Below are 19,281 nucleotides of genomic sequence, written 5' to 3'. Positions count from 1 at the left end.
ATACCCGGGGCATGATCACCGCACTCGCCCGTACCGCCCAGCGACAGCTGAACATGGCCACCTACCACCAGCTCAGGCAGGCCGGGATCCCGGCCGCCACCATCAGCGGCCGCAGCCGCCGCGAAGGGCCCTGGCAGCGGCTCCTGCCACGGGTGTACCTCCTGCAGACCGGCCCGCCGGACACCAGGCAGCAGGCGCTGTCCGCCGTCCTGTACGCCGCCCACCCCGCGGCCGATCCGCTCTCCGGGGCCACCGCCGCCCTCACCGGCGGCGCCGCGCTCGCGCTGCTGGGCATCCGCGACGCCCCGCCCGAACCGCTGGACGTCCTCGTCCGCGCCCCGCGCTCGCCGGCCGCCGCAGGCCGGGTCCGGCCCTGCCCGACCTCACGCTGGCCCGCCACCATCCACATCTCCGGCGTCCCCGGCGCCCGCCCGATCCGGGCCGCCGCCGACTTCGCGGCCCGTACGGACGATGCCGATCTGGTGCGCTCCGTCCTGGCCAACGTCGTCCAGGGCGGCTGGTGCCACCCGCACGACCTGCACGCCGAACTGCGCGCGGGCCGCGTCCGCGGCCGCCCCGCCGTACGGGCCGCGGCCGCAGAGCTGGTCGCCGGGGTCCGCTCGATCGCCGAGGGCCGCGCACGCGACACCCTGGCGGCGACCGACCTCCCCGCCCCGCTCTGGAACGCCCGCCTCCACGGCCCGGACGGGGCCTTCCTCGCCAGCCCGGACGCGTACTGGCCCGAGGAGGGCGTGGCACTGGAGATCGACTCCGCGGAGTACCACTACACGCGCGACGCCTGGCAGGCCACCCTGCACCGGCGGCTGCGCCTGGAATCCCGGGGCGTCCTGGTGGCCAGTACGACCCCCGGGCTCCTGCGCGACCGACCGGCGGACGTCATCGCCGCCCTGCGCGCACTCCTGGCCCTGGGCGCCGCCCGCCCCGCGCCCCCGCAGGTCACCGCCCGCGGACACGCCCAGCTGGAACTGCCGCTCCCGCCGGCCTACGCCCCGAACGCGCGGGACACCGTATAGATCAGCAGGCCGGCCAGGGCGCCGACCACCGTGCCGTTGATACGGATGAACTGCAGGTCACGGCCGATGTGGGCCTCGATCTTGCGGGAGGTGTGCTCGGCGTCCCAGCCCGCCACGGTGTCCGTGATCAGCGAGGTGATCTCGGTCCGGTAGGTGGTGACGACGTAGACGACCGCACCCTCGATCCAGCCCTCCACCTTCGCCTGCAGACGGCCGTCGGTGGCCAGGCGCGTACCGAAGGAGATCAGCGAGGCGCGGACCCGCAGGCGCAGTTCGCTCTGCTCGTCCTCCGCCGCCGAGATGATCATCGACCGGATCGCCGACCACGCGGAGGCGATGACGTCCTGGACCTCGTCGCGCGCCAGGATCTCGGACTTGAGCCGCTCCACCTTCGCGCGCGTCTCCGTGTCCGACTGCAGGTCGACCGCGAAGTCCGCCAGGAAACGGTCCACCGCCCCGCGCGCCGGATGCTCGGGCATGTCCCGCATCTCCGTGACGAAGCGGAGCAGCTCCTTGTAGACGCGCTCGCCCACCTTGCGGTCCACGAACCGCGGGGTCCAACCGGGGGCGCCGCCCTGGACCGCGTCCGTGATCGATGCCCCGTGCGTGACGAGCCAGTCGTGGGCCTTGGCGCAGATGAGGTCGACGGCCCGGCGGTGGCCGCCGTCCTCGACGACCCGCTCCAGGGTCTTGCCGATGCCCGGCGCGATCTCGGCGGCCTCGGCTCGCCGGGTGATGGCCTCGCCGACGACGGCCTGCACGTCGGAGTCGCGCAGCACGGTGAGCGCGCCGCGCAGGGCGGCGGCCAGCTCGGCCGTGACCCGGTCGGCGTGTTCGGGCTCGGCGAGCCAGGAGCCGAGGCGGCCGCCGATGCCGAGGGCGTGGAGCCGGGCCCGGACCACGTCGGAGGAGAGGAAGTTCTCCCCGACGAACTCGCCCAGGGACACGCCGAGCTGGTCCTTCTTGGTCGGGATGATCGCGGTGTGCGGGATGGGCAGGCCGAGCGGACGCCGGAAGAGGGCGGTCACGGCGAACCAGTCCGCGAGCGCGCCGACCATGCCGGCCTCGGCCGCGGCGGCGACGTACGCGGCCCAGCCGCCCGCGCCCCAGGCGTGCTGGGCGTACTTGGCGAGTACGTAGACCAGCGCGACGAGGATCAGCAGACCGGTCGCGGTGGCCTTCATCCGGCGGACCCCGCGGCGGCGCTCCTCGTCGGCGGCGCTGGTACCTCCGGTGGTGCTGCGGTTCTCCACGTGCTCCTGCCTTCCCCCGGGGGCGCCGGTTTTGTCTGCATAGCATCCGACTCCTGAGCGGGGCGAGGAGTTCCCGCCACGCCATTCCGCTCCCGCGGGGGTGACGGTGACAGCCGGGGGCACCCCGGCCCCGCCGCTCCGCTCCCGCGGGGGTGACGGTCCGAACGCGCTCGGGCTGCGCCCGGTGCTCCCCGGCACTCTGCCGGGCCGGTCCGCATCGGCCTGCGGACCGGGATCCGGGTGCGGTGCGGGTCGGTCCGCGGGGCCGGGGTGGGGTGTCTCCTCGGCTCGGCGCGTGCGGGCATGTCTCGGCGGTACTCGGTGATTGCGCGCTCGTCCTGCGGGGACACCCCTCCCCGTCCCCGCTCCCCACGCATCGGGCCGGCTTCGGGGCACTGTCGCAGCCCTGCCGTGGGGTGGGGACACGGCGGAGTGTCCCCGCAGGACGAGCGCGCACCGCCGGGTACCGCCGCGACATGCCGCACCGCGCGAGCCGAGGAGACACTCCGGCGGGGCACCGCCCCACACCACCCAGCACCACCGACCGGCCGGAGTCGGCAACCCAGGCGGGAGCCGAGGGGCCGAGGCGGCTACAGCTCCTTGCGGAGCGAGGGGCCGTCCAGGGGGCGCTTGCGCTTCTTGACCTTGATCTCCACGCCGCCCCAGAAGGCGAAGCCCGTCACCACCACCCGCGGCGCGCCCGGCTCGGACGGGCCCGCGTTGTCGCGCTGGTCGAACGCACCCATGAAGCCGAAGCCCCGGACGTCCAGTTCCACCCCCGGCGGCACCGTGATCTGGATTCCGCCCATGACCGCGACGCAGTTGATCACCACCTCACGCTGCGCGAAGTCCGCCTCGCGCAGGTCCAGCTCCCCGCCGCCCCAGAACGCCACCGCGTCGAACCGCGCCGGCACCGTCCACCGGCCCTTGCGCTGGAAGCCCGACATCACCGCGACGGCCGTCGCCGAGCTGCCCGCCCCGCCGATCCGGCCCGTCCAGGGCTCGGCGGCCGCGCCCGGCCGGGCCACCGGCCCGCCCGCCGACGCCGGCAGGTCCGGCGCCGGCAGGTCCCGCGTCAGCGGTTCCAGTTCCGCGTACGTCCGCGACTTGTACGCCGCGTCGAGCCGCTCCTCGAACTCCTCCATGTCGAGCCGGCCCTCGGCGACGGCGTCCCGCAGACGCTCCACCACCCGGTCCCGGTCGGCGTCCGACGCCCTCAGCTCCGGCAACGGCTTCTCCGGCCGCTCGTCACTCATGTGGACCAGACTATGCAGGGTTGTCGGGGAGTTGTATGGCTCAGCCCCTGAGATCGCCCCCGGATCGTCCCCGGCTTTCCCCTGATTCAGGCGATGCGGCCAAGCGTCAGCCGCGGCCCGCGTACATCCGCGCGATCACGTCCTCGATGTCCGGCTCCCGCACCGACAGGTCCACCAGCGGGTAGTCCGCCGCCACCGCCGCCACCAGCGGCGCCGCCGACGCCCCCGCCGGGAACGCCAGCCACTGCCGCGGACCCTCCACCTTCACCACCCGCGCCCCCGCCACACTGATCGGCGCGAGCTCCCGCTCCAGGTCCACCACCAGCGTCCGCTCGCTCTCCCCCACCGCCCCCGCCGCGTGCAGACCGCCCAACGGCCCGTCGTACATCAGCCGCCCGTGGTCGATCACCATCACCCGCTCGCACAGCTGCTCGATGTCCTGGAGGTCGTGCGTGGTGAGCAGCACGGTCGTACCGAGTTCCTCGTTCAGCTGCCGCAGGAAGCCCCGTACCTTCGCCTTGCTCACCACGTCGAGCCCGATCGTCGGCTCGTCCAGGTACAGCACCTCCGGATCGTGCAGCAGCGCCGCCGCGATGTCCCCGCGCATCCGCTGCCCGAGCGACAACTGCCTTACCGGTACGTCCAGCAGCTCGGCCAGGTCGAGCCGCTCCACGCACCGCTCCAGGTTCTCCTCGAACCGTGCCCGCGGCACCCGGTACAGCCGCCGCATCAGCCCGTACGAGTCCTTCAGCGGCAGGTCCCACCACAGCGTCGTGCGCTGCCCGAACACCACCCCGATCCGGTGCGCGAGCCGCATCCGCTCCCGCGCCGGGTCGATGCCCGCGACCCGCAGCCGGCCGCCGCTCGGCGTCAGGATGCCGGTCAGCATCTTGATCGTGGTCGACTTCCCGGCGCCGTTGGGCCCGATGTAGCCGACCATCTCGCCCCGGGCGACCTCGAAACTGATCCCGTCCACCGCCCTGACCTGGCGTTTCTCCCGGCGCATCAGGCTCACCCGGCGCCGTACGTCAAAGACCTTCTCGACCCCGTCCAACGAGATCAGCGCATCCGCCACAGCTCTAGCTCCCCGTGCTTCGGTACGAACGGACTCCCGCGCGCCACGCCAGCGACGCGGGCAGGAAGACCACGAAGGCCACCAGCGGGCTCAGGTACGCGACCCACCCGGGCAGTCCCAGCGGATCGGGCCGCCCCAACACGTGCAGCGCCGGCAGCCAGTTGACGAAGGCCAGCGGGACGATGAAGGTCACCCCGCGCAGCAGGTCCTTCGCGAAGACCGTCGGCGGGTACTGCAGCATCGTGCAGCCGCCGTAGGTGAAGGAGTTCTGCACCTCGGCGGCGTCCCCGCTCACGAACTGGAAGGCCGCCCCGGTCACCATCACGGCCGCGAAGATGGCCGCCCCGGCGAGCACCATCACGGGCACCAGCAGCACCTTCCCGGCCGTCCAGTCCACGTCCAGGGACCACAGCGCCCAGCCCATCACCCCGAGACCCTGCGCGATCCGGCCCAGCCGGCGCAGCGCGAACCGGTCCGCCGCGACCTGTGCGAGCACCGGGACCGGCCGCACCAGCATCGTGTCGAGCGAACCGTCGCGGATCCGGGCGCCGATCTTGTCGGTGTTCCCCAGCAGCAGGTCCGCCAGGCCCAGGGAGGCCGAGCAGGACCCGTACAGCAGCGCGACCTCGGGCAGCGTGAAGCCGCCGAGGACGTCCACGTGGGAGAACATGACGGCGATCGCGACGAAGTCCAGAAGGGTGATCACCGCCTGCCCGACGGTCGTCAGGACGAAGGACGTCCGGTACGTCATCGTGGAGCGGATCCACATGCCCACGATCAGCCGGTAGCCGCGCAGCCCCTCCAGAACCGGGCCGCGCCTCGGCGCCCCGCCCACGACGGCATCCCGCTCCCCGTCCCGCGCCCGTTCCCGCACCCGATCCCGTGCCCGCGCCGGTACCGCCTCCACCCCGGCCCCCGCCCCGACCTCGGCCCCGGCTTCGGCCTCAGCCACCCTGGACCACCACCTTCCGCGTCGCGGCCGACTGCAACAGCCGTCCCGTTCCCAGCAGTACGAGCGCCCACCCGGCCTGGAAGCCCAGCGCCTCGACCGCGCCCCCGGCCCCCGCGTGCTCTCCCAGCAGGACGTCCATCGGCACCTGCAGCATCGCCGCCCACGGCAGGGTCCGGACGAACTCGCCGAAGCCGCCCGGGAAGACGGTCAGCGGCAGCAGCATCCCGGAGAAGAAGATCGAGGCGACGGTGGCCATGATGTTGACCCCCGCCCCGTCCATCAGCCAGAAGGCCACCAGCCCCACCATGTAGCGCAGCGCGAAGCTCACCACCAGCGCCAGCAGGACGGACACCAGGAACAGCAGCCAGCGCAGCGGATCGACGGGCAGCGCCAGCGGGAACGCCAGCGCCCCCGCCACCAGCGGCACCACCCCGCGGCCCAGCAACTGGAAGCCCGCCCGGCCCAGATCGGCCGCGAGCCACCACATCTGGAGGTCCGCGGGCCGGTAGAGGTCGACCGCGATGTCGCCCGTCCGGATCCGCTCCTGGAGCTCCTCCTGGAAGCCGCCGCCGATCAGGGCGGCGGCGGCCAGCAGCGACTGGCTCACCCAGACGAAGGTCAGCGCCTGCGACTGGTCGTAGCCGCCGAGTCCGGGACGCTCGTCCCACAGCGCGATGTACGTGTACGCGACGATGAACCCGAACACGGTGTTGGTGAACACCCCGGCCGCGGTCGCCGTCCCGTAGGTGGCGTAGCGCCTGAACCCGCCTGCCGCGACCGCCAGGTGGAGACCCACCGCCCGACGCACTCTCCGACGCACTCTCCGGCTCACCGTATCCCTCCGTTTCCCACGTCGTTCCTACGTCGGCCAAAGCGCGCGAGCTTAGTGCGGAGGGGCGAGCCACGCGACCGATTTATGCCCGTCCGGAGCGGAATCAGCGGCCATCGGGTAGACACCATGAGGTACAGAAGTGGATATTTTGAACGGCGTCGAGGAGTCCTGGAGATGAGCGACCAGTCACCACCCCCGGGCTGGACCCCTCGCGACCCCGACACCCCGCCCGATGTCCCTCAGCCGCGGGCCGAACCGTCGGCGCCGGAGCAGGCTCAGCAGGCGCCGCACCGGGACGGACCGGGGAAGAAAGCCCGGCGCACGAGAACCGGCCGACGCCGCTTCCTGCCCACCTGGCGCATGGTCCTGGGCGCCGTCCTGCTCCTCGCCCTGCTGATCGGCGGCGCCCTCGTGGCCGGCTACCTGCTGGTCGACATCCCGCCGGCCAATGCCGCCGCCACCGCGCAGTCCAACGTCTACCTCTACTCCGACGGCTCCCAGATCGCCCGCGACGGCGAGGTCAACCGCGTCAACGTGCCGCTGTCGCAGATCCCCCGGAGCGTCCAGGAGGCCGTACTGGCCGCCGAGGACCGGGACTTCTACTCCGAACGTGCGGTGGACCCCAAGGCGATGCTCCGCGCCGCCTGGAACACCGCGACCGGCAAGGGCACCCAGTCCGGTTCGACCATCACCCAGCAGTACGTCAAGAACTACTACTTGGGTCAGGAACAGACGATCAAACGAAAGGTCAAAGAGTTCTTCATCGCGATCAAACTCGGTCGGGAGAAGTCGAAGAACTACATTCTTGAGGGCTACCTGAACACAAGCTACTTCGGCCGCAACGCCTACGGCATCCAGGCCGCCGCCCAGGCCTACTACGGCAAGGACGTAGGCAAACTCGCCACCGCCGAAGGCGCCTACCTCGCCACCCTCCTCAACTCCCCCAGCGCCTTCGACGTCGTCGCCCACCCCCAGAGCCGCCCCCGCGCCCTCGCCCGCTGGAACTACGTACTCGACGGCATGGTCAAGAAGGAATGGCTGCCCGCCGCCGAACGCGCGACGACAACGTTCCCCGAACCGGGCAAGGTCCGCGCCGCCGCCGGCCTGTCCGGCCAGCGCGGCTACCTCGTCGAAGCGATCAAGGACTACATCGTCGACAACGGCATCCTCGACGACAAAACCCTCGCCGAAGGCGGCTACCGCATCACCACCACCATCGACAAACGCCGCCAGAACGCCCTCGTCGACGCCGTCAACGGCCAGATGGCCGACAAACTCCAACCCGACAAGCGCAAGGCCGACCGGCTGGTCCGGACCGGCGGCGTCTCCATCGACCCGGCCACCGGCAAGGTCCTCGCCATGTACGGCGGCATCGACTACACCAAGCAGTACGTGAACAACGCGACCCGCCACGACTACCAGGTCGCCTCCACCTTCAAGCCCTTCGTCTTCGCCGCCGCCGTCGAGAACGACTCCCGCACCCAGGACGGCCGCCGGATCACCCCGAACACGATCTACAACGGCGACAACAAACGCCCGGTCGTCGGCGGCCGCATCCGCTTCGCCCCCGAGAACGAGGGCCAGGTCTCCTACGGGAACATCACCGTCAACACCGCCACCGACCTCTCCGTCAACGCCGTCTACGCACAGATGGCGGTCGACGTCGGCACCGGCAAGGTCAAGAAGACCGCCATCGACCTCGGCATCCCCGAGAACACCCCCAACTTCGTACCCGGCCCGGCCATGGCCCTCGGCACCCTGCAGGCCAGCGTCCTGGACATGACCCAGGCCTACGCCACCCTCGCCGACCACGGCCGCCGCACCCCCTACACCTTCCTGGAGAAGATCACCAAGGGCGGCGACACCATCGCCCTCCCCCAGCGCACCCCCACCCAGGCCATCAGCCGCGAAGCCGCCGACACCACCACGTCCATGCTGGCCAGCGTCGTGGACAACGGCACCGGCACGGCCGCCCTCGCCGCCGGCCACCCCGCCGCGGGCAAGACCGGCACCGGCGAACTCGACCGCTCGGCCTGGTTCGCGGCCTACACCCCGGACCTGGTCACCGTGATCTCGATGATGGGCCAGGACCCGGACACCGGAACCCTGGAATCCCTCTACGGCGCCCTCGGCGAGGCCCGCATCGGCGGCGGCGGCTACCCCGCCCGGATCTGGGCCGCCTACACCAAGACCGCCCTGGAAGGCACCGACCCCGTCGACTTCGACCTGGAACTCCAGCCCGGCGCAGCCCAGCCCCCGCCGCCGCCCAGCCCGGAATCCAACCCGCCACAGGAAACCCCCGGCGAACCCACGCCCAGCGCCTCCGAACGCCCCACCCGGCCCTCCCCGTCGAACTCGACGGGCGGCCGTACCCAGGGCGGACAGAACAACGGAGGCCAGAACCAGGGCGGCCAGGACAACGGAGGCCCGGTCAACGGCGGGCAGGACAACGGCGGCCAGGACAACGGCGGCACCACCCAAGGCGGCAACCAGGGCGGCACCACCCAGGGCACACAAGGCAGCACCCAAGGCAACACCCAGGGCAGCGCACAGGGCAGCGACGGAGGACCGGCGGAAGGCCTGCGCCCGCCGTCGGCATTCCTGGAGTAGCAGCCGGGGCAGACCTCCGGTCAGTGACCGGAGGTCGCCTTCAGCCCCACCACGGCGACCAGCAGCAGACAGATGAAGAAGATCCGGGCGGCGGTGACGGGCTCACCCAGCACCGCCATACCGAGCACGGCCGCGCCGGCCGCGCCGATGCCCACCCACACCCCGTACGCCGTACCGATGGGCAGGGTCTTCGCGGCGTACGACAGCAGCACCATGCTCGCGACGATCCCGGCACCCGTGAACACACTGGGCCACAGCCGGGTGAAACCTTCGGTGAACTTCATGCCGATCGACCAGCCGACTTCGAGCAGACCGGCGACGAGAAGAAGAACCCATGCCATGACGGCACCTCCGAGACATCGAGCGATACGGGGTGCGTCGTCTTGTCGTACCCGGTACGGCGCGTCTCGTCGGGTTCTCCTCCACCGTAGCAAAAGGCAGCGAAAAGGGCCGGTGACCTGCGCCACCAGCCCTTCTGCGACCTACAGGTACAGCCCGGTGGAGTCCTCCGACCCCTCCAGCCGCTCCGCGGCCACGGCGTGCAGGTCCCGCTCGCGCATCAGCACGTACGTCGCACCCCGCACCTCGACCTCGGCACGGTCCTCGGGGTCGTACAGCACCCGGTCACCGGGCTCGACCGTACGGACGTTCTGCCCGACCGCGACCACCTCGGCCCAGGCCAGCCGCTTGCCCACCGCGGCCGTCGCGGGAATCAGGATGCCGCCGCCCGAGCGGCGCTCGCCCTCCGGCAGATCGGACTTCACGAGCACGCGGTCATGCAGCATGCGAATGGGCAGCTTGTCGTGGGTGGTGTTCTCGCTCACGCCCCGAACCTACCTGCCCGCGCCCGTCCCGTACCGCTCAGGGTCATCCGCGCTTGCGGCGCGCCGACACCACGAGCAGCCCGACCAGGCTCACCGCGACCAGCGCGACGGGCACGATCCGGTCGACACGCGGAGCCCCGTCGTCGTGGCGCAGCCCGTCCCGCAGATCCGTCACGATCCGGTTCACCGTGGCGAAAGCCCGCCCGGCGGTCTGGTCGACGGTCGAGGCGACCCGTGCCTTCGCGTCCCCGATGATCGTCTTCGGGTGCATGCGCACGCCGATCTCGTCGAGCGTCTCGGCGAGCTGCTCACGGCGGCGGACGATGTCCGCCTCGATCTGTGCGGGGGTCCTGGCTTCCGGCACCGCGCTGCCTCCGTCGTCGTCGTGGTCGTGTGGGGCGTAGTCCGCCATGAACAGTCTGTCAGCTTAGTCTCATGGCATACCGATCCCCTCCCGAGGAGAGTGTCACGATGAGCGAGCGACTCCAGCCGGGCGACACCGCCCCCGCCTTCACCCTGCCCGACGCGGACGGCAACGAGGTCTCGCTCGCCGACCACAAGGGCCGCAAGGTGATCGTCTATTTCTACCCGTCCGCGCTGACCCCGGGCTGCACGAAGCAGGCCTGCGACTTCACGGACAACCTCTCCTTCCTGACGGGACACGGCTACGACGTCATCGGCGTGTCCCCGGACAAGCCGGAGAAGCTGGCGAAGTTCCGCGAGAAGGAGGACCTGAAGGTCACCCTGGTCAGCGACCCGGAGAAGGAGACGCTGACGGCGTACGGCGCATACGGCGAGAAGAAGCTGTACGGCAAGACGGTCACCGGGGTCATCCGCTCCACGGTGGTCGTCGACGAGGCGGGCAAGGTCGAGCACGCCTTCTACAACGTCAAGGCCACGGGCCACGTAGCCAAGATCATCAAAGACCTGGGCCTCTGACTCCCCTGCCCCCTCCGCAAGCGGCCCGCACCCCACCGGTGCGGGCCGCTCCGCTTATCGGACGAAACGGCCCGTAACCGTCCGCCTTCCGGTGCCGTTACTCCGTACGAGGGCCGCACACGCGGCCGGACAGAGCACGGAGGGGGCGGGCCATGGAAGACCCGAACGACCGCGACACCCTGGCCTCTGCGGTCGCCGCGTCGAGAGGCTGGGCCGACCTGATGCGGCGCCTCGGCTTCAAGGAGAGCGGGGGGCGACGCCGCATGCTGCAGGAGAAGGCCACCGCCTACGGGATCGACACGAGTCATTTCGCCAAGCGAAGCCCTTGGCGCAAGTACCCGACGAGGCCATCGCCGCCGCAGCTGCGACGTCCACCACCCTGCGCGAAGTCGCGGTAAAGCTCGGCGCGCCGCCCGCCACCGGAACCCTGTCGCACATCGTCCGCCGCATGGCCGTCGCCGGCATCGACATCAGCCATTTCCGCGGCATGCAACGGAGCGGCATGGAACTTCCGTTCACCGCGGAGGAGCTTGCGGGAGCCGCAGCGTCCGCCGGCAGTGTGCGCGGCACGGCTCGCGCCTTGGGCGTGCCTGACGACAGCCGCTCCCGTGCCGCCCTCGGAAGGATGCTGAAGTCGCACGGCATAGACACCGCCCATTTCCGGAACGCGCGAATCCTTGTCCCTGAGGACGCGCTGCGTGCGGCAGTTCCGGCAGCACTGAGCTACGCGGATCTCATGCGCGCCCTCGGTCTACACGTCAATGACGTGAACCACCGACGCGTTCGGCGGCTGGTCACCCGGCTCGGACTCGACGTCAGCCACTTCAAGAGGCGCACCTGGGCAACCACTCAGGCGGTACGCCCGCGGAAGGACCCCGCCGACACCGTCCTGACCAAGCTTCCCGAGGGGGCGGCGCGCGTTCACCGCCCCCGTCTTCATCGGGCACTGCAGGAGATCGGCGTTCCGTATGCCTGCGAAGAGTGCGGCAACACCGGGAAGTGGCGCGGGCGGCCGATCACCCTCCAGATCGATCACGTCAACGGGGACTGGCGCGACAACCATCGCGAGAACCTCCGGTGCCTGTGCCCCAACTGCCACTCACTGACCGACACGTGGTGCCGGAACCGCCGCACCAAGACCGCGGACCGCACCGTAGACTGAGCGCAGCCCGGACGAACCAGATGTCCGAATTAGGCAACATGTCGCGGTCGTGGCGAAATTGGCGATACGCGCTGGGTTTAGGTCCCAGTGGGGTGATACCCGTGGGGGTTCGAGTCCCCCCGACCGCACGCCGAAGAGGGCCCGTACGCATACGCGTGCGGGCCCTCTTCGGCATGGTCCGCGTCAGCCCAGGAGGGCTCGGACGAAGGGGACCAGGGCGCGGAAGGCCTGGCCGCGGTGGGAGATGGCGTTCTTCTCCGCCGGGGTCAGTTCCGCGCACGTGCGGGTGTCGCCCTGCGGCTGGAGGATCGGGTCGTAGCCGAAGCCGCCGGTGCCGGACGGGGTGTGGCGGAGGGTGCCGACGAGGCGGCCCTCGACGACGCGTTCGGTGCCGTCCGGGAGGGCCAGGGCCGCCGCGCACGCGAAGTGGGCCCCGCGGTTCTCGTCGGCGATGTCGCCGAGCTGGGCCAGCAGCAGGTCCAGGTTGGCCTTGTCGTCGCCGTGGGTGCCGGCCCAGCGGGCCGAGAAGATGCCGGGGGCGCCGTGCAGGACGTCCACGCAGAGGCCGGAGTCGTCGGCGACCGCCGGGAGACCGGTGGCGCGGGCCAGGGCGTGGGCCTTGAGGAGGGCGTTCTCGGCGAAGGTGACGCCGGTTTCCTTGACGTCCGGGATCTCGGGGTACGCGTCCGCGCCGACCAGCTCGTGCGGCAGGCCGGCGTCGGACAGGATCGCGCGGAGTTCGGAGACTTTGCCCGCGTTGCGGGTGGCCAGGATGAGGCGGCTGGGCGTCGAGGTCATGTCCCCATTATCCGGGTCAGCCCGGGGTGCAGACCTTGGAGATCTCGCTGGCCGCGTCCGCCACCGGCTGGATGTCCGGGACGCTGTTGCCGCTCTCGATCGAGGTGCGGACGTTCTTGACGGCGGTGTTCATCGAGTCGATGGCCTTGCCCAGGTCGGCGTTGTCCGTCTGGTCGCCGATCTTCTTCAGGTTCGTCTCGATCTGGTTGAGCGCGTTCTGGGCGTCCTGGGGGCTGTTGCCCGCCTGCGAGACGGCCTGCTGGAGGTCGTTCGCGCCGTCCGTGATGGCCACGGCCGTGTTCGCACAGTCCATCGCCGTGGAGATCGCGTCGCAGGCGGACAGGGCCGGGACGGTGAGTACGGCGGCCACGGCTACGGCCGCTATGCGGAGCTTCATGCGGTTCTCCCCCTGAGGGCTTGGACGCTACGAGGACGGGCGCACGGCTTCGAGACCGTGCGCCCGTATCTTCCTGGACGCCGGGCCGGGCCCGGCGGTTGCCGTTTACAGTTCGAGCGCGCCCAGCTGGATGGCTTCGAGGTCCGCGCAGCCGCCGGCGGCGAGGTCGAGGAGGGCGTTGAGCTCCTTGCGGTCGAAGGGCTCGCCCTCGGCGGTGCCCTGGACCTCGACGAAGCGGCCGTCGCCGGTGCAGACCACGTTCATGTCGGTCTCGGCGCGCACGTCCTCCTCGTAGCAGAGGTCGAGGAGCGGGACGCCGTCGACGATGCCGACGCTGACGGCGGCGACGGTGCCGGTGAGCGGCTTGCGGCCGGCCTTGATGAACTTCTTCTTCTGGCCCCAGGCGACGGCGTCGGCGAGGGCGACGTAGGCGCCGGTGATGGCGGCGGTGCGGGTGCCGCCGTCGGCCTGGAGGACGTCGCAGTCCAGGACGATGGTGTTCTCGCCGAGGGCCTTGTAGTCGATGACGGCGCGCAGGGAGCGGCCGATCAGGCGGGAGATCTCGTGGGTGCGGCCGCCGATCTTGCCGCGGACGGATTCGCGGTCGCCGCGGGTGTTGGTGGAGCGGGGCAGCATCGAGTATTCGGAGGTGACCCAGCCTTCGCCGCTGCCCTTGCGCCAGCGCGGGACGCCTTCGGTGAAGGAGGCGGTGCAGAAGACCTTGGTGTCTCCGAAGGAGACGAGGACGGAGCCCTCGGCGTGCTTGCTCCATCCGCGTTCGATGGTGACCGGGCGGAGCTGTTCGGGCGTACGGCCGTCGATGCGAGACATGGCTCCGAGCCTAGTCCCTGCCCGCCCGGGCCCGTGCCGCTGTGCGAAGACCCCGTCCGGGGCTTCCGGGACGGGGTCCGCTGGGACCTAGAGGGTCCGGATCACATCATGTCTTCGATGTCGGCGGCGATGGGGTCGGCGTCGGTGCCGATGACGACCTGGATCGCGGTGCCCATCTTGACGACGCCGTGGGCGCCGGCGGCCTTGAGGGCGGCTTCGTCGACGAGGTCGGGGTTGATGACCTCGGTGCGCAGGCGGGTGATGCAGCCCTCGACCTCTTCGATGTTCTCGATGCCGCCGAGCCCGGCGACGATCTTCTCAGCCTTGGTGGCCATGTGTTTCTCCCTGAGTGTTTCGAAGAACGGGTCTCGGCGGCCGGTACATGGCTACCCACCTGCACGGTCCGCTTCGTCACGGTAACGCACGGTTGGCCCATCTACGCAGGCACATGACGGGCCTCTGCCGAATGATGACGATCAGCAGCAGCCCGCCCACAACTGGTCTACACCAGTGTGCCGTAAGTGTTGCGGCAGCCAAAACGGGCCGGTCAGGGAGGACGCCGATGAGCGTGAGCAACTCCGAAGCAGCGCCACGGCCCCATTGGCGGAACAACCTGTTCCAGGGGCTGCAGAAGATGGGGCGCAGCCTGCAGCTCCCCATTGCCGTGCTGCCCGCGGCGGGCATCCTGCTGCGGCTCGGGCAGCCGGACGTCTTCGGTGCGGACGGCCTGCAGTGGACGGACGTCGCCAAGGTGATGGCGGGCGCGGGCGGGGCGCTGCTCGACCCCGATCTCGGCCTGCCGCTGCTGTTCTGCATCGGTGTCGCCATCGGCATGGCGAAGAAGGCGGACGGTTCGACCGCCCTCGCGGCCACGGCGGGGTTCCTCGTCTACCGGGGGGTGCTGCACTCGTTCCAGAAGGCCTGCCCGGAGGGGACCAAGGACATCGGGGGCGGCTGCCTGGGGCCGAACGACACCTTCGTGGCGTACACGTACCAGAATCCCGGGGTCTTCGGCGGCATCATCATGGGGCTGCTGGCGGCGTATTTCTGGCAGCGGTACCACCGGGTGAAGCTGGTGGACTGGCTCGGCTTCTTCAACGGCCGGCGGCTGGTCCCGATCGTCATGTCGTTCGTCGCGATCGCCTTCGCCGCGCTCTGTCTGTGGGTCTGGCCGCCGGTCGGGGACGCGCTGGAGAGCTTCTCCGACTGGCTGCGCGGGCTGGGCGCCTGGGGTGGCGGCATCTTCGGGGTCGCGAACCGCGCGCTGCTGGTGATCGGCCTGCCCCAGTTCCTGAACGTGCCGATCTGGTTCCAGTTCGGGTCGTACACGGCGCCGGACGGGCAGACGTACCACGGTGACATCAACATGTTCCTGCACGGCGATCCGACCGCGGGGCTGTTCCTGACCGGCTTCTTCCCGATCATGATGTTCGCGCTGCCGGCGGCGGCGCTGGCGATCACGCACTGCGCGAAGCCGCAGCGGCGCAAGGAGGTCGGGGGGCTGATGCTGTCGGTGGCCCTGACCTCGTTCGTCACCGGGATCACCGAACCGCTGGAGTACTCCTTCCTCTTCGTCGCGCCCGCGCTGTACGCGGTGCATGCGGTGCTGACGGGTGCGTCCATGGCGGTGTCGTGGGCACTGGGGGTCAAGGACGGCTTCAGCTTCTCGGCGGGCCTGATCGACTACGTCATCAACTGGCACCTGGCGACGAAGCCCTGGCTGATCGTTCCGATCGGCCTGTGCTTCGCGCTCGTCTATTACGTGGTGTTCCGTTTCGCGATCACGAAGTTCGACCTCGCGACGCCCGGCCGGGAGTCGGACGAGGAGATCGCGGCGATGGAGTCGGAGACCACGAAGGCCTGAGCCCGGCCGGGCCCACCGGACCCACCGGACCGGGCAGGTCCGGCCACACCCGCCCGGCCCGGTCCAAGCAGGGTTACCGCACGGTCCGTCAAGGGCCTCCGGATCACGATCCGGGGGCCCTTCGGCATCCCCCGGGGTGTGTGATCCAGGCCACAGGAAATCGAAGGTTCCTTATCTAACCCTCACCGTGTTACAACTGGTCTACACCATGAATTGGTGTAGACCACGACCGCTTCCCCCGGCGGCGTGTCCCCCTTTCTGAGACGTCGCCGTCCCTCTTGGTTCCACCCCCTTGGCGGCGCCTTGCTCCCCCCGGAGGAAGTTATGAGTACGGCTACTGACGCCGCTGCGCCGCCCGCCAAGAAGCGGGGATCCGGCCTGATCCAGGGTCTGCAGAAGGTCGGCCGCAGCCTCCAGCTGCCCATCGCCGTCCTGCCCGCCGCGGGCATCCTGCTGCGCCTGGGCCAGCCCGACGTCTTCGGCGCGGACGGTCTCGGCTGGGGCAAGGTCGCCACGGTGTTCGCCACCGCCGGTGACGCCGTCTTCGCCAACCTGCCGCTGCTGTTCTGCATCGGTGTCGCCATCGGCTTCGCCAAGAAGGCCGACGGCTCCACCGCCCTCGCGGCCCTCGTCGGCTTCCTCGTCTACAAGAACGTGCTCACCGCGTTCCCGGTGACCGAGGCCATCGTCAACACCACCGAGAACAAGGGTGTCGACGTCGCCGCGACGTACAACAACCCCGGCGTCCTCGGCGGCATCATCATGGGTCTGCTCGCCGCGGTCCTGTGGCAGCGCTACCACCGCACCAAGCTGGTGGACTGGCTCGGCTTCTTCAACGGCCGCCGGCTCGTCCCGATCATCATGGCCTTCGTCGGTGTCATCGCCGGTGTGTTCTTCGGCCTGGTGTGGGAGCCGATCGGCGACGTCATCTCCAACTTCGGTGAGTGGATGACCGGGCTGGGCGCCGCGGGCGCCGGCATCTTCGGTGTCATCAACCGCGCGCTGATCCCGATCGGCATGCACCAGTTCGTCAACACCGTCGCCTGGTTCCAGATCGGTGACTTCACCAACGCTGCCGGCGAGGTCGTCCACGGCGACCTGAACCGCTTCTTCGCCGGTGACCCGGACGCCGGTCTGTTCATGACGGGCTTCTTCCCGATCATGATGTTCGGCCTCCCGGCCGCCGCCCTGGCCATCGCCCACACCGCCCGCCCGGAGCGCCGCAAGGCCGTCACCGGCATGATGGTCTCGCTCGCCCTCACCTCGTTCGTCACGGGTGTCACCGAGCCCATCGAGTTCTCGTTCATGTTCATCGCGCCGGTGCTGTACGCGATCCACGCCGTCCTGACCGCGCTCTCCATGGCGATCACCTGGGCCCTCGGCGTCCACGCGGGCTTCACCTTCTCCGCCGGTCTGATCGACCTCGGTCTCGGCTGGAGCAAGGCGACCAACCCATGGATGATCATCCCGGTCGGCCTGGTCTTCGGAGCGGTCTACTACTTCGGATTCCGGTTCGCGATCACCAAGTTCAACCTCCCCACGCCGGGCCGCGAGTCCGACGAGGAACTGGCCGAGATGGCCAAGGCGGACGCCAAGTAGGCACCGCAGGAACGCAGAAGCCCCCGCTCTCCCGGAAGGGAGGGCGGGGGCTTCTCGCTGTCGCGCAGTGGCGCCGCAGGGGGTCAGACCTCGTAGACCGCACCCGAGTAGGCCAGGTCGACCGGGCCGTCGTAGACCGCGCGGGCGTCGGCGATGTTCTGCCCGGGGTCGGTCCACGGCGGGATGTGGGTGAGGACGAGCCGGCCCACGCGACCGCCGCGCGCGTACTCGCCCGCCTCGCGGCCGTTCAGATGGAGGCCCGGGATGTCCTCCTTGCCGTGCGTGAAGGAGGACTCGCACAGGAAGAGGTCGGTGCCGTCCGCGAGCAGGCCCAGCTCGGGGCAGGTGCCGGTGTCCCCGGAGTACGTGAGCGAGCGGCCGTCGTGCTCGATGCGGATGCCGTACGCCTCGACCGGGTGGGAGACCCGCTCGGTGCGGACCTGGAACGGGCCGATCTCGAAGGTCCCGGACTTCAGCGTGCGGAAGTCGAAGACCTCGCTCATGGAGCGCTCGTCGGGGACGTCGTCGTAGGCGGTGGTCAGGCGGCGTTCGGTGCCCTCGGGTCCGTAGACGGGGATGGTGCCGCAGCGGCCGCCCTCGTGGCGGTAGTAGCGGGCGACGAAGTACGCGCACATGTCGATGCAGTGGTCTGCGTGCAGGTGGCTCAGGAAGATCGCGTCGAGGTCGTAGAGGCCGATGTGGCGCTGGAGATCGCCGAGGGCGCCGTTGCCCATGTCGAGGAGCAGGTGAAAGCCGTCGGCCTCGACGAGGTAGCTCGAACAGGCCGATTCCGCGGACGGGAACGACCCCGAACAGCCGACGACGGTGAGCTTCATGGAGCGTGAACCTCCGAGGACGGTCCGTGGACGGAATGCGGGCCGTGCGTGGGTCGAGCGTAAGGCGCGAAACGTCCGGTCGCTCCTCCGCGGCAGGCCGTTGTGGGGGGAATCACCTGCGCTGTCACCCGGGGGAGCGACGGTGGGCACGGGCGTTGCCATGCCGGGGCGTTCCCGCACGGCTACGGTCGAAGCATGGACACGTCCTGGTGGCCCGCGGTGGCCGCGGTGGTGGCCGTGGCGCTGCTGGTGCTGGTCGCCGGGGGCCGTTTCGGGCTGCCCCGCCGGGCCCCGCCGGCGCACGGGACCGGTCCGCCGCCGCAGCCGCGGGCGGGCGAGCTGTGGAGCCTGGCCGACGGCCGTACGTGCCTGGTCCTCGCGGTGGGGTCGGTACGGGGCCACCGGGCGCGGGTCGCGTGGATCACCGGGAAGTACGACGACCGGCGGGCCGGGGTGATCCCGCTGCCGCCGGGGACGGTCGGGGCGCAGGGGCGGGCGAGCTTCCTGGAGGCGGACCGGCCGGCGGAGGTGTCGCTGTGGGAGTTCCGCACCCGGATGGGGATGCTGGACCCTGCGGTGTGGGACGAGATCAAGGGCTTGGGAGGCGCGCGGTGACGCGGGAAGCGGTGATCCGCCTGCGGCGGGTGTACGACCCGCCGGACCCGGCGGCGGACGGGGTACGGGTCCTGGTGGACCGGCTCTGGCCGCGGGGCCTGGCGAAGGCGGTGGCCGGGGTGGACGAGTGGCCGAAGGCGGTGACGCCGTCGGCGGAGCTGCGGAAGTGGTTCCACGACGGGGGTTCGGCGCAGGAGTTCCGGCAGCGGTACGAGGCGGAGCTTGCGGAGCCGGGGGCGGTGGCGGAGCTCGGCCGGCTGCGGTCGCTGGCCGAGGCGGGCCCGCTCACCCTGCTGACCGCGGTCAAGGACCCGGCGTCCAGCCACGCGGCCGTGCTCGCGGAGCTGCTGTCCGACTGACCGGGCTCCGCCCGGACCGGTCCTCAAACGCCGGACGGGCTGAAA

Annotated in this window: 20 protein-coding genes, 1 tRNA gene, 1 pseudogene and 1 riboswitch; of the genes and pseudogenes, 9 read left to right on the top strand and 13 right to left on the bottom strand. The window is 70.7% G+C overall.

Annotated features, from left to right (window positions below):
- Positions 1-11 precede the first annotated feature (11 nt).
- Entirely contained in the window at positions 12-1,034 is a 1,023-nt protein-coding gene (locus tag KO717_RS22880; protein WP_301370828.1) for a hypothetical protein, read from the top strand.
- On the opposite strand, the gene KO717_RS22875 is transcribed toward KO717_RS22880, so the two are convergent.
- The 5 genes from KO717_RS22875 to KO717_RS22855 form a co-directional block, all read right to left on the bottom strand.
- Positions 1,004-2,410, bottom strand: coding sequence for a DUF445 domain-containing protein (locus KO717_RS22875; RefSeq protein ID WP_437184557.1), 1,407 nt, complete (start codon positions 2,408-2,410; stop codon positions 1,004-1,006). The two genes, KO717_RS22880 and KO717_RS22875, sit on opposite strands and share 31 nt — an antisense overlap.
- Positions 2,411-2,877: 467 nt before the next feature.
- Positions 2,878-3,543: a DUF1707 SHOCT-like domain-containing protein gene (locus KO717_RS22870; RefSeq protein WP_301370824.1), complete on the bottom strand. Its 666-nt coding sequence runs from the start codon at positions 3,541-3,543 to the stop codon at positions 2,878-2,880.
- Between the two features lie 106 nt (positions 3,544-3,649).
- A complete protein-coding gene (locus KO717_RS22865) occupies positions 3,650-4,618 on the bottom strand; it encodes an ABC transporter ATP-binding protein (protein WP_301370822.1) in 969 nt (322 codons plus the stop codon).
- Between the two features lie 4 nt (positions 4,619-4,622).
- Positions 4,623-5,570, bottom strand: a complete 948-nt coding sequence (locus KO717_RS22860) for an ABC transporter permease (RefSeq protein WP_437184556.1) — start codon at positions 5,568-5,570, stop codon at positions 4,623-4,625.
- On the bottom strand, positions 5,563-6,366 hold the full coding sequence (locus KO717_RS22855; RefSeq protein WP_301370820.1) for an ABC transporter permease: 804 nt from the start codon (positions 6,364-6,366) through the stop codon (positions 5,563-5,565). Before KO717_RS22855 ends, KO717_RS22860 begins: the two co-directional genes overlap by 8 nt.
- A 210-nt stretch (positions 6,367-6,576) precedes the next feature.
- On the opposite strand from KO717_RS22855, the gene KO717_RS22850 reads away from it, so the two are divergent.
- Positions 6,577-9,012, top strand: coding sequence for a transglycosylase domain-containing protein (locus KO717_RS22850; RefSeq protein ID WP_437184555.1), 2,436 nt, complete (start codon positions 6,577-6,579; stop codon positions 9,010-9,012).
- A gap of 20 nt (positions 9,013-9,032) precedes the next feature.
- Here KO717_RS22850 and KO717_RS22845 read toward each other — a convergent pair whose 3' ends face one another.
- The 3 genes from KO717_RS22845 to KO717_RS22835 all read right to left on the bottom strand — a co-directional run bounded on the left by KO717_RS22845 (position 9,033) and on the right by KO717_RS22835 (position 10,200).
- Positions 9,033-9,353 carry a DMT family transporter gene (locus KO717_RS22845; protein ID WP_030158619.1) on the bottom strand — a complete coding sequence of 107 codons (321 nt, stop codon included), beginning with the start codon at positions 9,351-9,353 and terminating at the stop codon, positions 9,033-9,035.
- Positions 9,354-9,384: 31 nt separating this feature from the next.
- A riboswitch (guanidine-III (ykkC-III) riboswitch) is annotated at positions 9,385-9,454 on the bottom strand.
- Between the two features lie 40 nt (positions 9,455-9,494).
- Positions 9,495-9,836 carry a GroES family chaperonin gene (locus KO717_RS22840; protein WP_030009035.1) on the bottom strand — a complete coding sequence of 114 codons (342 nt, stop codon included), beginning with the start codon at positions 9,834-9,836 and terminating at the stop codon, positions 9,495-9,497.
- Positions 9,837-9,879: 43 nt separating this feature from the next.
- Complete coding sequence (locus tag KO717_RS22835) at positions 9,880-10,200, bottom strand: DUF3618 domain-containing protein (RefSeq protein ID WP_301374681.1); 321 nt, start codon at positions 10,198-10,200, stop codon at positions 9,880-9,882.
- 107 nt (positions 10,201-10,307) lie between these two features.
- Between KO717_RS22835 and bcp the strand changes: the two genes are divergently transcribed.
- The 3 genes from bcp (at position 10,308) to KO717_RS22820 (ending at position 12,065) form a co-directional block, all read left to right on the top strand.
- Complete coding sequence (gene bcp / locus KO717_RS22830) at positions 10,308-10,775, top strand: thioredoxin-dependent thiol peroxidase (protein ID WP_301370813.1); 468 nt, start codon at positions 10,308-10,310, stop codon at positions 10,773-10,775.
- Positions 10,776-11,100: 325 nt separating this feature from the next.
- On the top strand, positions 11,101-11,937 hold the full coding sequence (locus tag KO717_RS22825) for an HNH endonuclease signature motif containing protein (protein WP_301370811.1): 837 nt from the start codon (positions 11,101-11,103) through the stop codon (positions 11,935-11,937).
- 43 nt (positions 11,938-11,980) lie between these two features.
- Positions 11,981-12,065: transfer RNA gene (locus KO717_RS22820), tRNA-Leu, on the top strand.
- A 55-nt stretch (positions 12,066-12,120) separates the two neighbouring features.
- Here the strand turns inward: KO717_RS22820 and rdgB are convergent.
- The 4 genes and pseudogenes from rdgB to KO717_RS22800 all read right to left on the bottom strand — a co-directional run.
- Positions 12,121-12,735 (bottom strand): RdgB/HAM1 family non-canonical purine NTP pyrophosphatase, encoded by a 615-nt coding sequence (gene rdgB / locus KO717_RS22815; protein WP_301370810.1) that lies wholly within the window; start codon positions 12,733-12,735, stop codon positions 12,121-12,123.
- A gap of 16 nt (positions 12,736-12,751) precedes the next feature.
- Entirely contained in the window at positions 12,752-13,132 is a 381-nt protein-coding gene (locus KO717_RS22810; RefSeq protein ID WP_301370808.1) for a hypothetical protein, read from the bottom strand.
- 105 nt (positions 13,133-13,237) lie between these two features.
- Positions 13,238-13,963, bottom strand: coding sequence for a ribonuclease PH (rph, locus tag KO717_RS22805; protein ID WP_301370806.1), 726 nt, complete (start codon positions 13,961-13,963; stop codon positions 13,238-13,240).
- 101 nt (positions 13,964-14,064) lie between these two features.
- A pseudogene (locus KO717_RS22800) lies at positions 14,065-14,307 on the bottom strand (glucose PTS transporter subunit EIIB); the annotation flags it as partial.
- 218 nt (positions 14,308-14,525) lie between these two features.
- Between KO717_RS22800 and KO717_RS22795 the strand changes: the two are divergent.
- Both KO717_RS22795 and KO717_RS22790 read left to right on the top strand, forming a co-directional pair.
- The gene (locus tag KO717_RS22795; protein ID WP_301370804.1) at positions 14,526-15,827 is read left to right on the top strand and encodes a PTS transporter subunit EIIC; all 1,302 of its coding nucleotides are present in this window, start codon (positions 14,526-14,528) and stop codon (positions 15,825-15,827) included.
- A 324-nt stretch (positions 15,828-16,151) separates the two neighbouring features.
- On the top strand, positions 16,152-17,426 hold the full coding sequence (locus KO717_RS22790) for a PTS transporter subunit EIIC (protein WP_301370803.1): 1,275 nt from the start codon (positions 16,152-16,154) through the stop codon (positions 17,424-17,426).
- A gap of 83 nt (positions 17,427-17,509) precedes the next feature.
- On the opposite strand, the gene KO717_RS22785 is transcribed toward KO717_RS22790, so the two are convergent.
- On the bottom strand, positions 17,510-18,262 hold the full coding sequence (locus KO717_RS22785) for an MBL fold metallo-hydrolase (protein WP_301370801.1): 753 nt from the start codon (positions 18,260-18,262) through the stop codon (positions 17,510-17,512).
- 195 nt (positions 18,263-18,457) lie between these two features.
- Here KO717_RS22785 and KO717_RS22780 point away from each other — a divergent pair, with 195 nt between their 5' ends.
- Positions 18,458-18,877, top strand: coding sequence for a hypothetical protein (locus KO717_RS22780; RefSeq protein WP_301370800.1), 420 nt, complete (start codon positions 18,458-18,460; stop codon positions 18,875-18,877).
- Positions 18,874-19,236, top strand: coding sequence for a DUF488 domain-containing protein (locus KO717_RS22775; RefSeq protein ID WP_301370799.1), 363 nt, complete (start codon positions 18,874-18,876; stop codon positions 19,234-19,236). The genes KO717_RS22780 and KO717_RS22775 overlap by 4 nt, the downstream gene beginning before the upstream one ends.
- Positions 19,237-19,281 lie beyond the last annotated feature (45 nt).

Origin of the sequence: Streptomyces xanthophaeus, from assembly GCF_030440515.1 — a bacterium.
Classification (GTDB): domain Bacteria; phylum Actinomycetota; class Actinomycetes; order Streptomycetales; family Streptomycetaceae; genus Streptomyces; species Streptomyces kutzneri.
The sequence above is the reverse complement of the archived record's forward strand: the minus strand, read 5'-3'. Positions and strand labels throughout refer to the sequence as shown.

Excerpts from the sequence above, each read along its gene's own strand:
- KO717_RS22880 (WP_301370828.1), top strand. The coding sequence starts at position 12 with ATGATCACCGCACTCGCCCGTACCGCCCAGCGACAGCTGAACATGGCC.
- KO717_RS22785 (WP_301370801.1), bottom strand. The coding sequence starts at position 18,262 with ATGAAGCTCACCGTCGTCGGCTGTTCGGGGTCGTTCCCGTCCGCGGAA.
- rdgB (WP_301370810.1), bottom strand. The coding sequence starts at position 12,735 with ATGACCTCGACGCCCAGCCGCCTCATCCTGGCCACCCGCAACGCGGGC.
- KO717_RS22850 (WP_437184555.1), top strand. The coding sequence starts at position 6,577 with ATGAGCGACCAGTCACCACCCCCGGGCTGGACCCCTCGCGACCCCGAC.
- KO717_RS22780 (WP_301370800.1), top strand. The coding sequence starts at position 18,458 with ATGGACACGTCCTGGTGGCCCGCGGTGGCCGCGGTGGTGGCCGTGGCG.
- KO717_RS22870 (WP_301370824.1), bottom strand. The coding sequence starts at position 3,543 with ATGAGTGACGAGCGGCCGGAGAAGCCGTTGCCGGAGCTGAGGGCGTCG.
- KO717_RS22845 (WP_030158619.1), bottom strand. The coding sequence starts at position 9,353 with ATGGCATGGGTTCTTCTTCTCGTCGCCGGTCTGCTCGAAGTCGGCTGG.
- bcp (WP_301370813.1), top strand. The coding sequence starts at position 10,308 with ATGAGCGAGCGACTCCAGCCGGGCGACACCGCCCCCGCCTTCACCCTG.
- KO717_RS22795 (WP_301370804.1), top strand. The coding sequence starts at position 14,526 with ATGAGCGTGAGCAACTCCGAAGCAGCGCCACGGCCCCATTGGCGGAAC.
- KO717_RS22810 (WP_301370808.1), bottom strand. The coding sequence starts at position 13,132 with ATGAAGCTCCGCATAGCGGCCGTAGCCGTGGCCGCCGTACTCACCGTC.
- KO717_RS22790 (WP_301370803.1), top strand. The coding sequence starts at position 16,152 with ATGAGTACGGCTACTGACGCCGCTGCGCCGCCCGCCAAGAAGCGGGGA.
- rph (WP_301370806.1), bottom strand. The coding sequence starts at position 13,963 with ATGTCTCGCATCGACGGCCGTACGCCCGAACAGCTCCGCCCGGTCACC.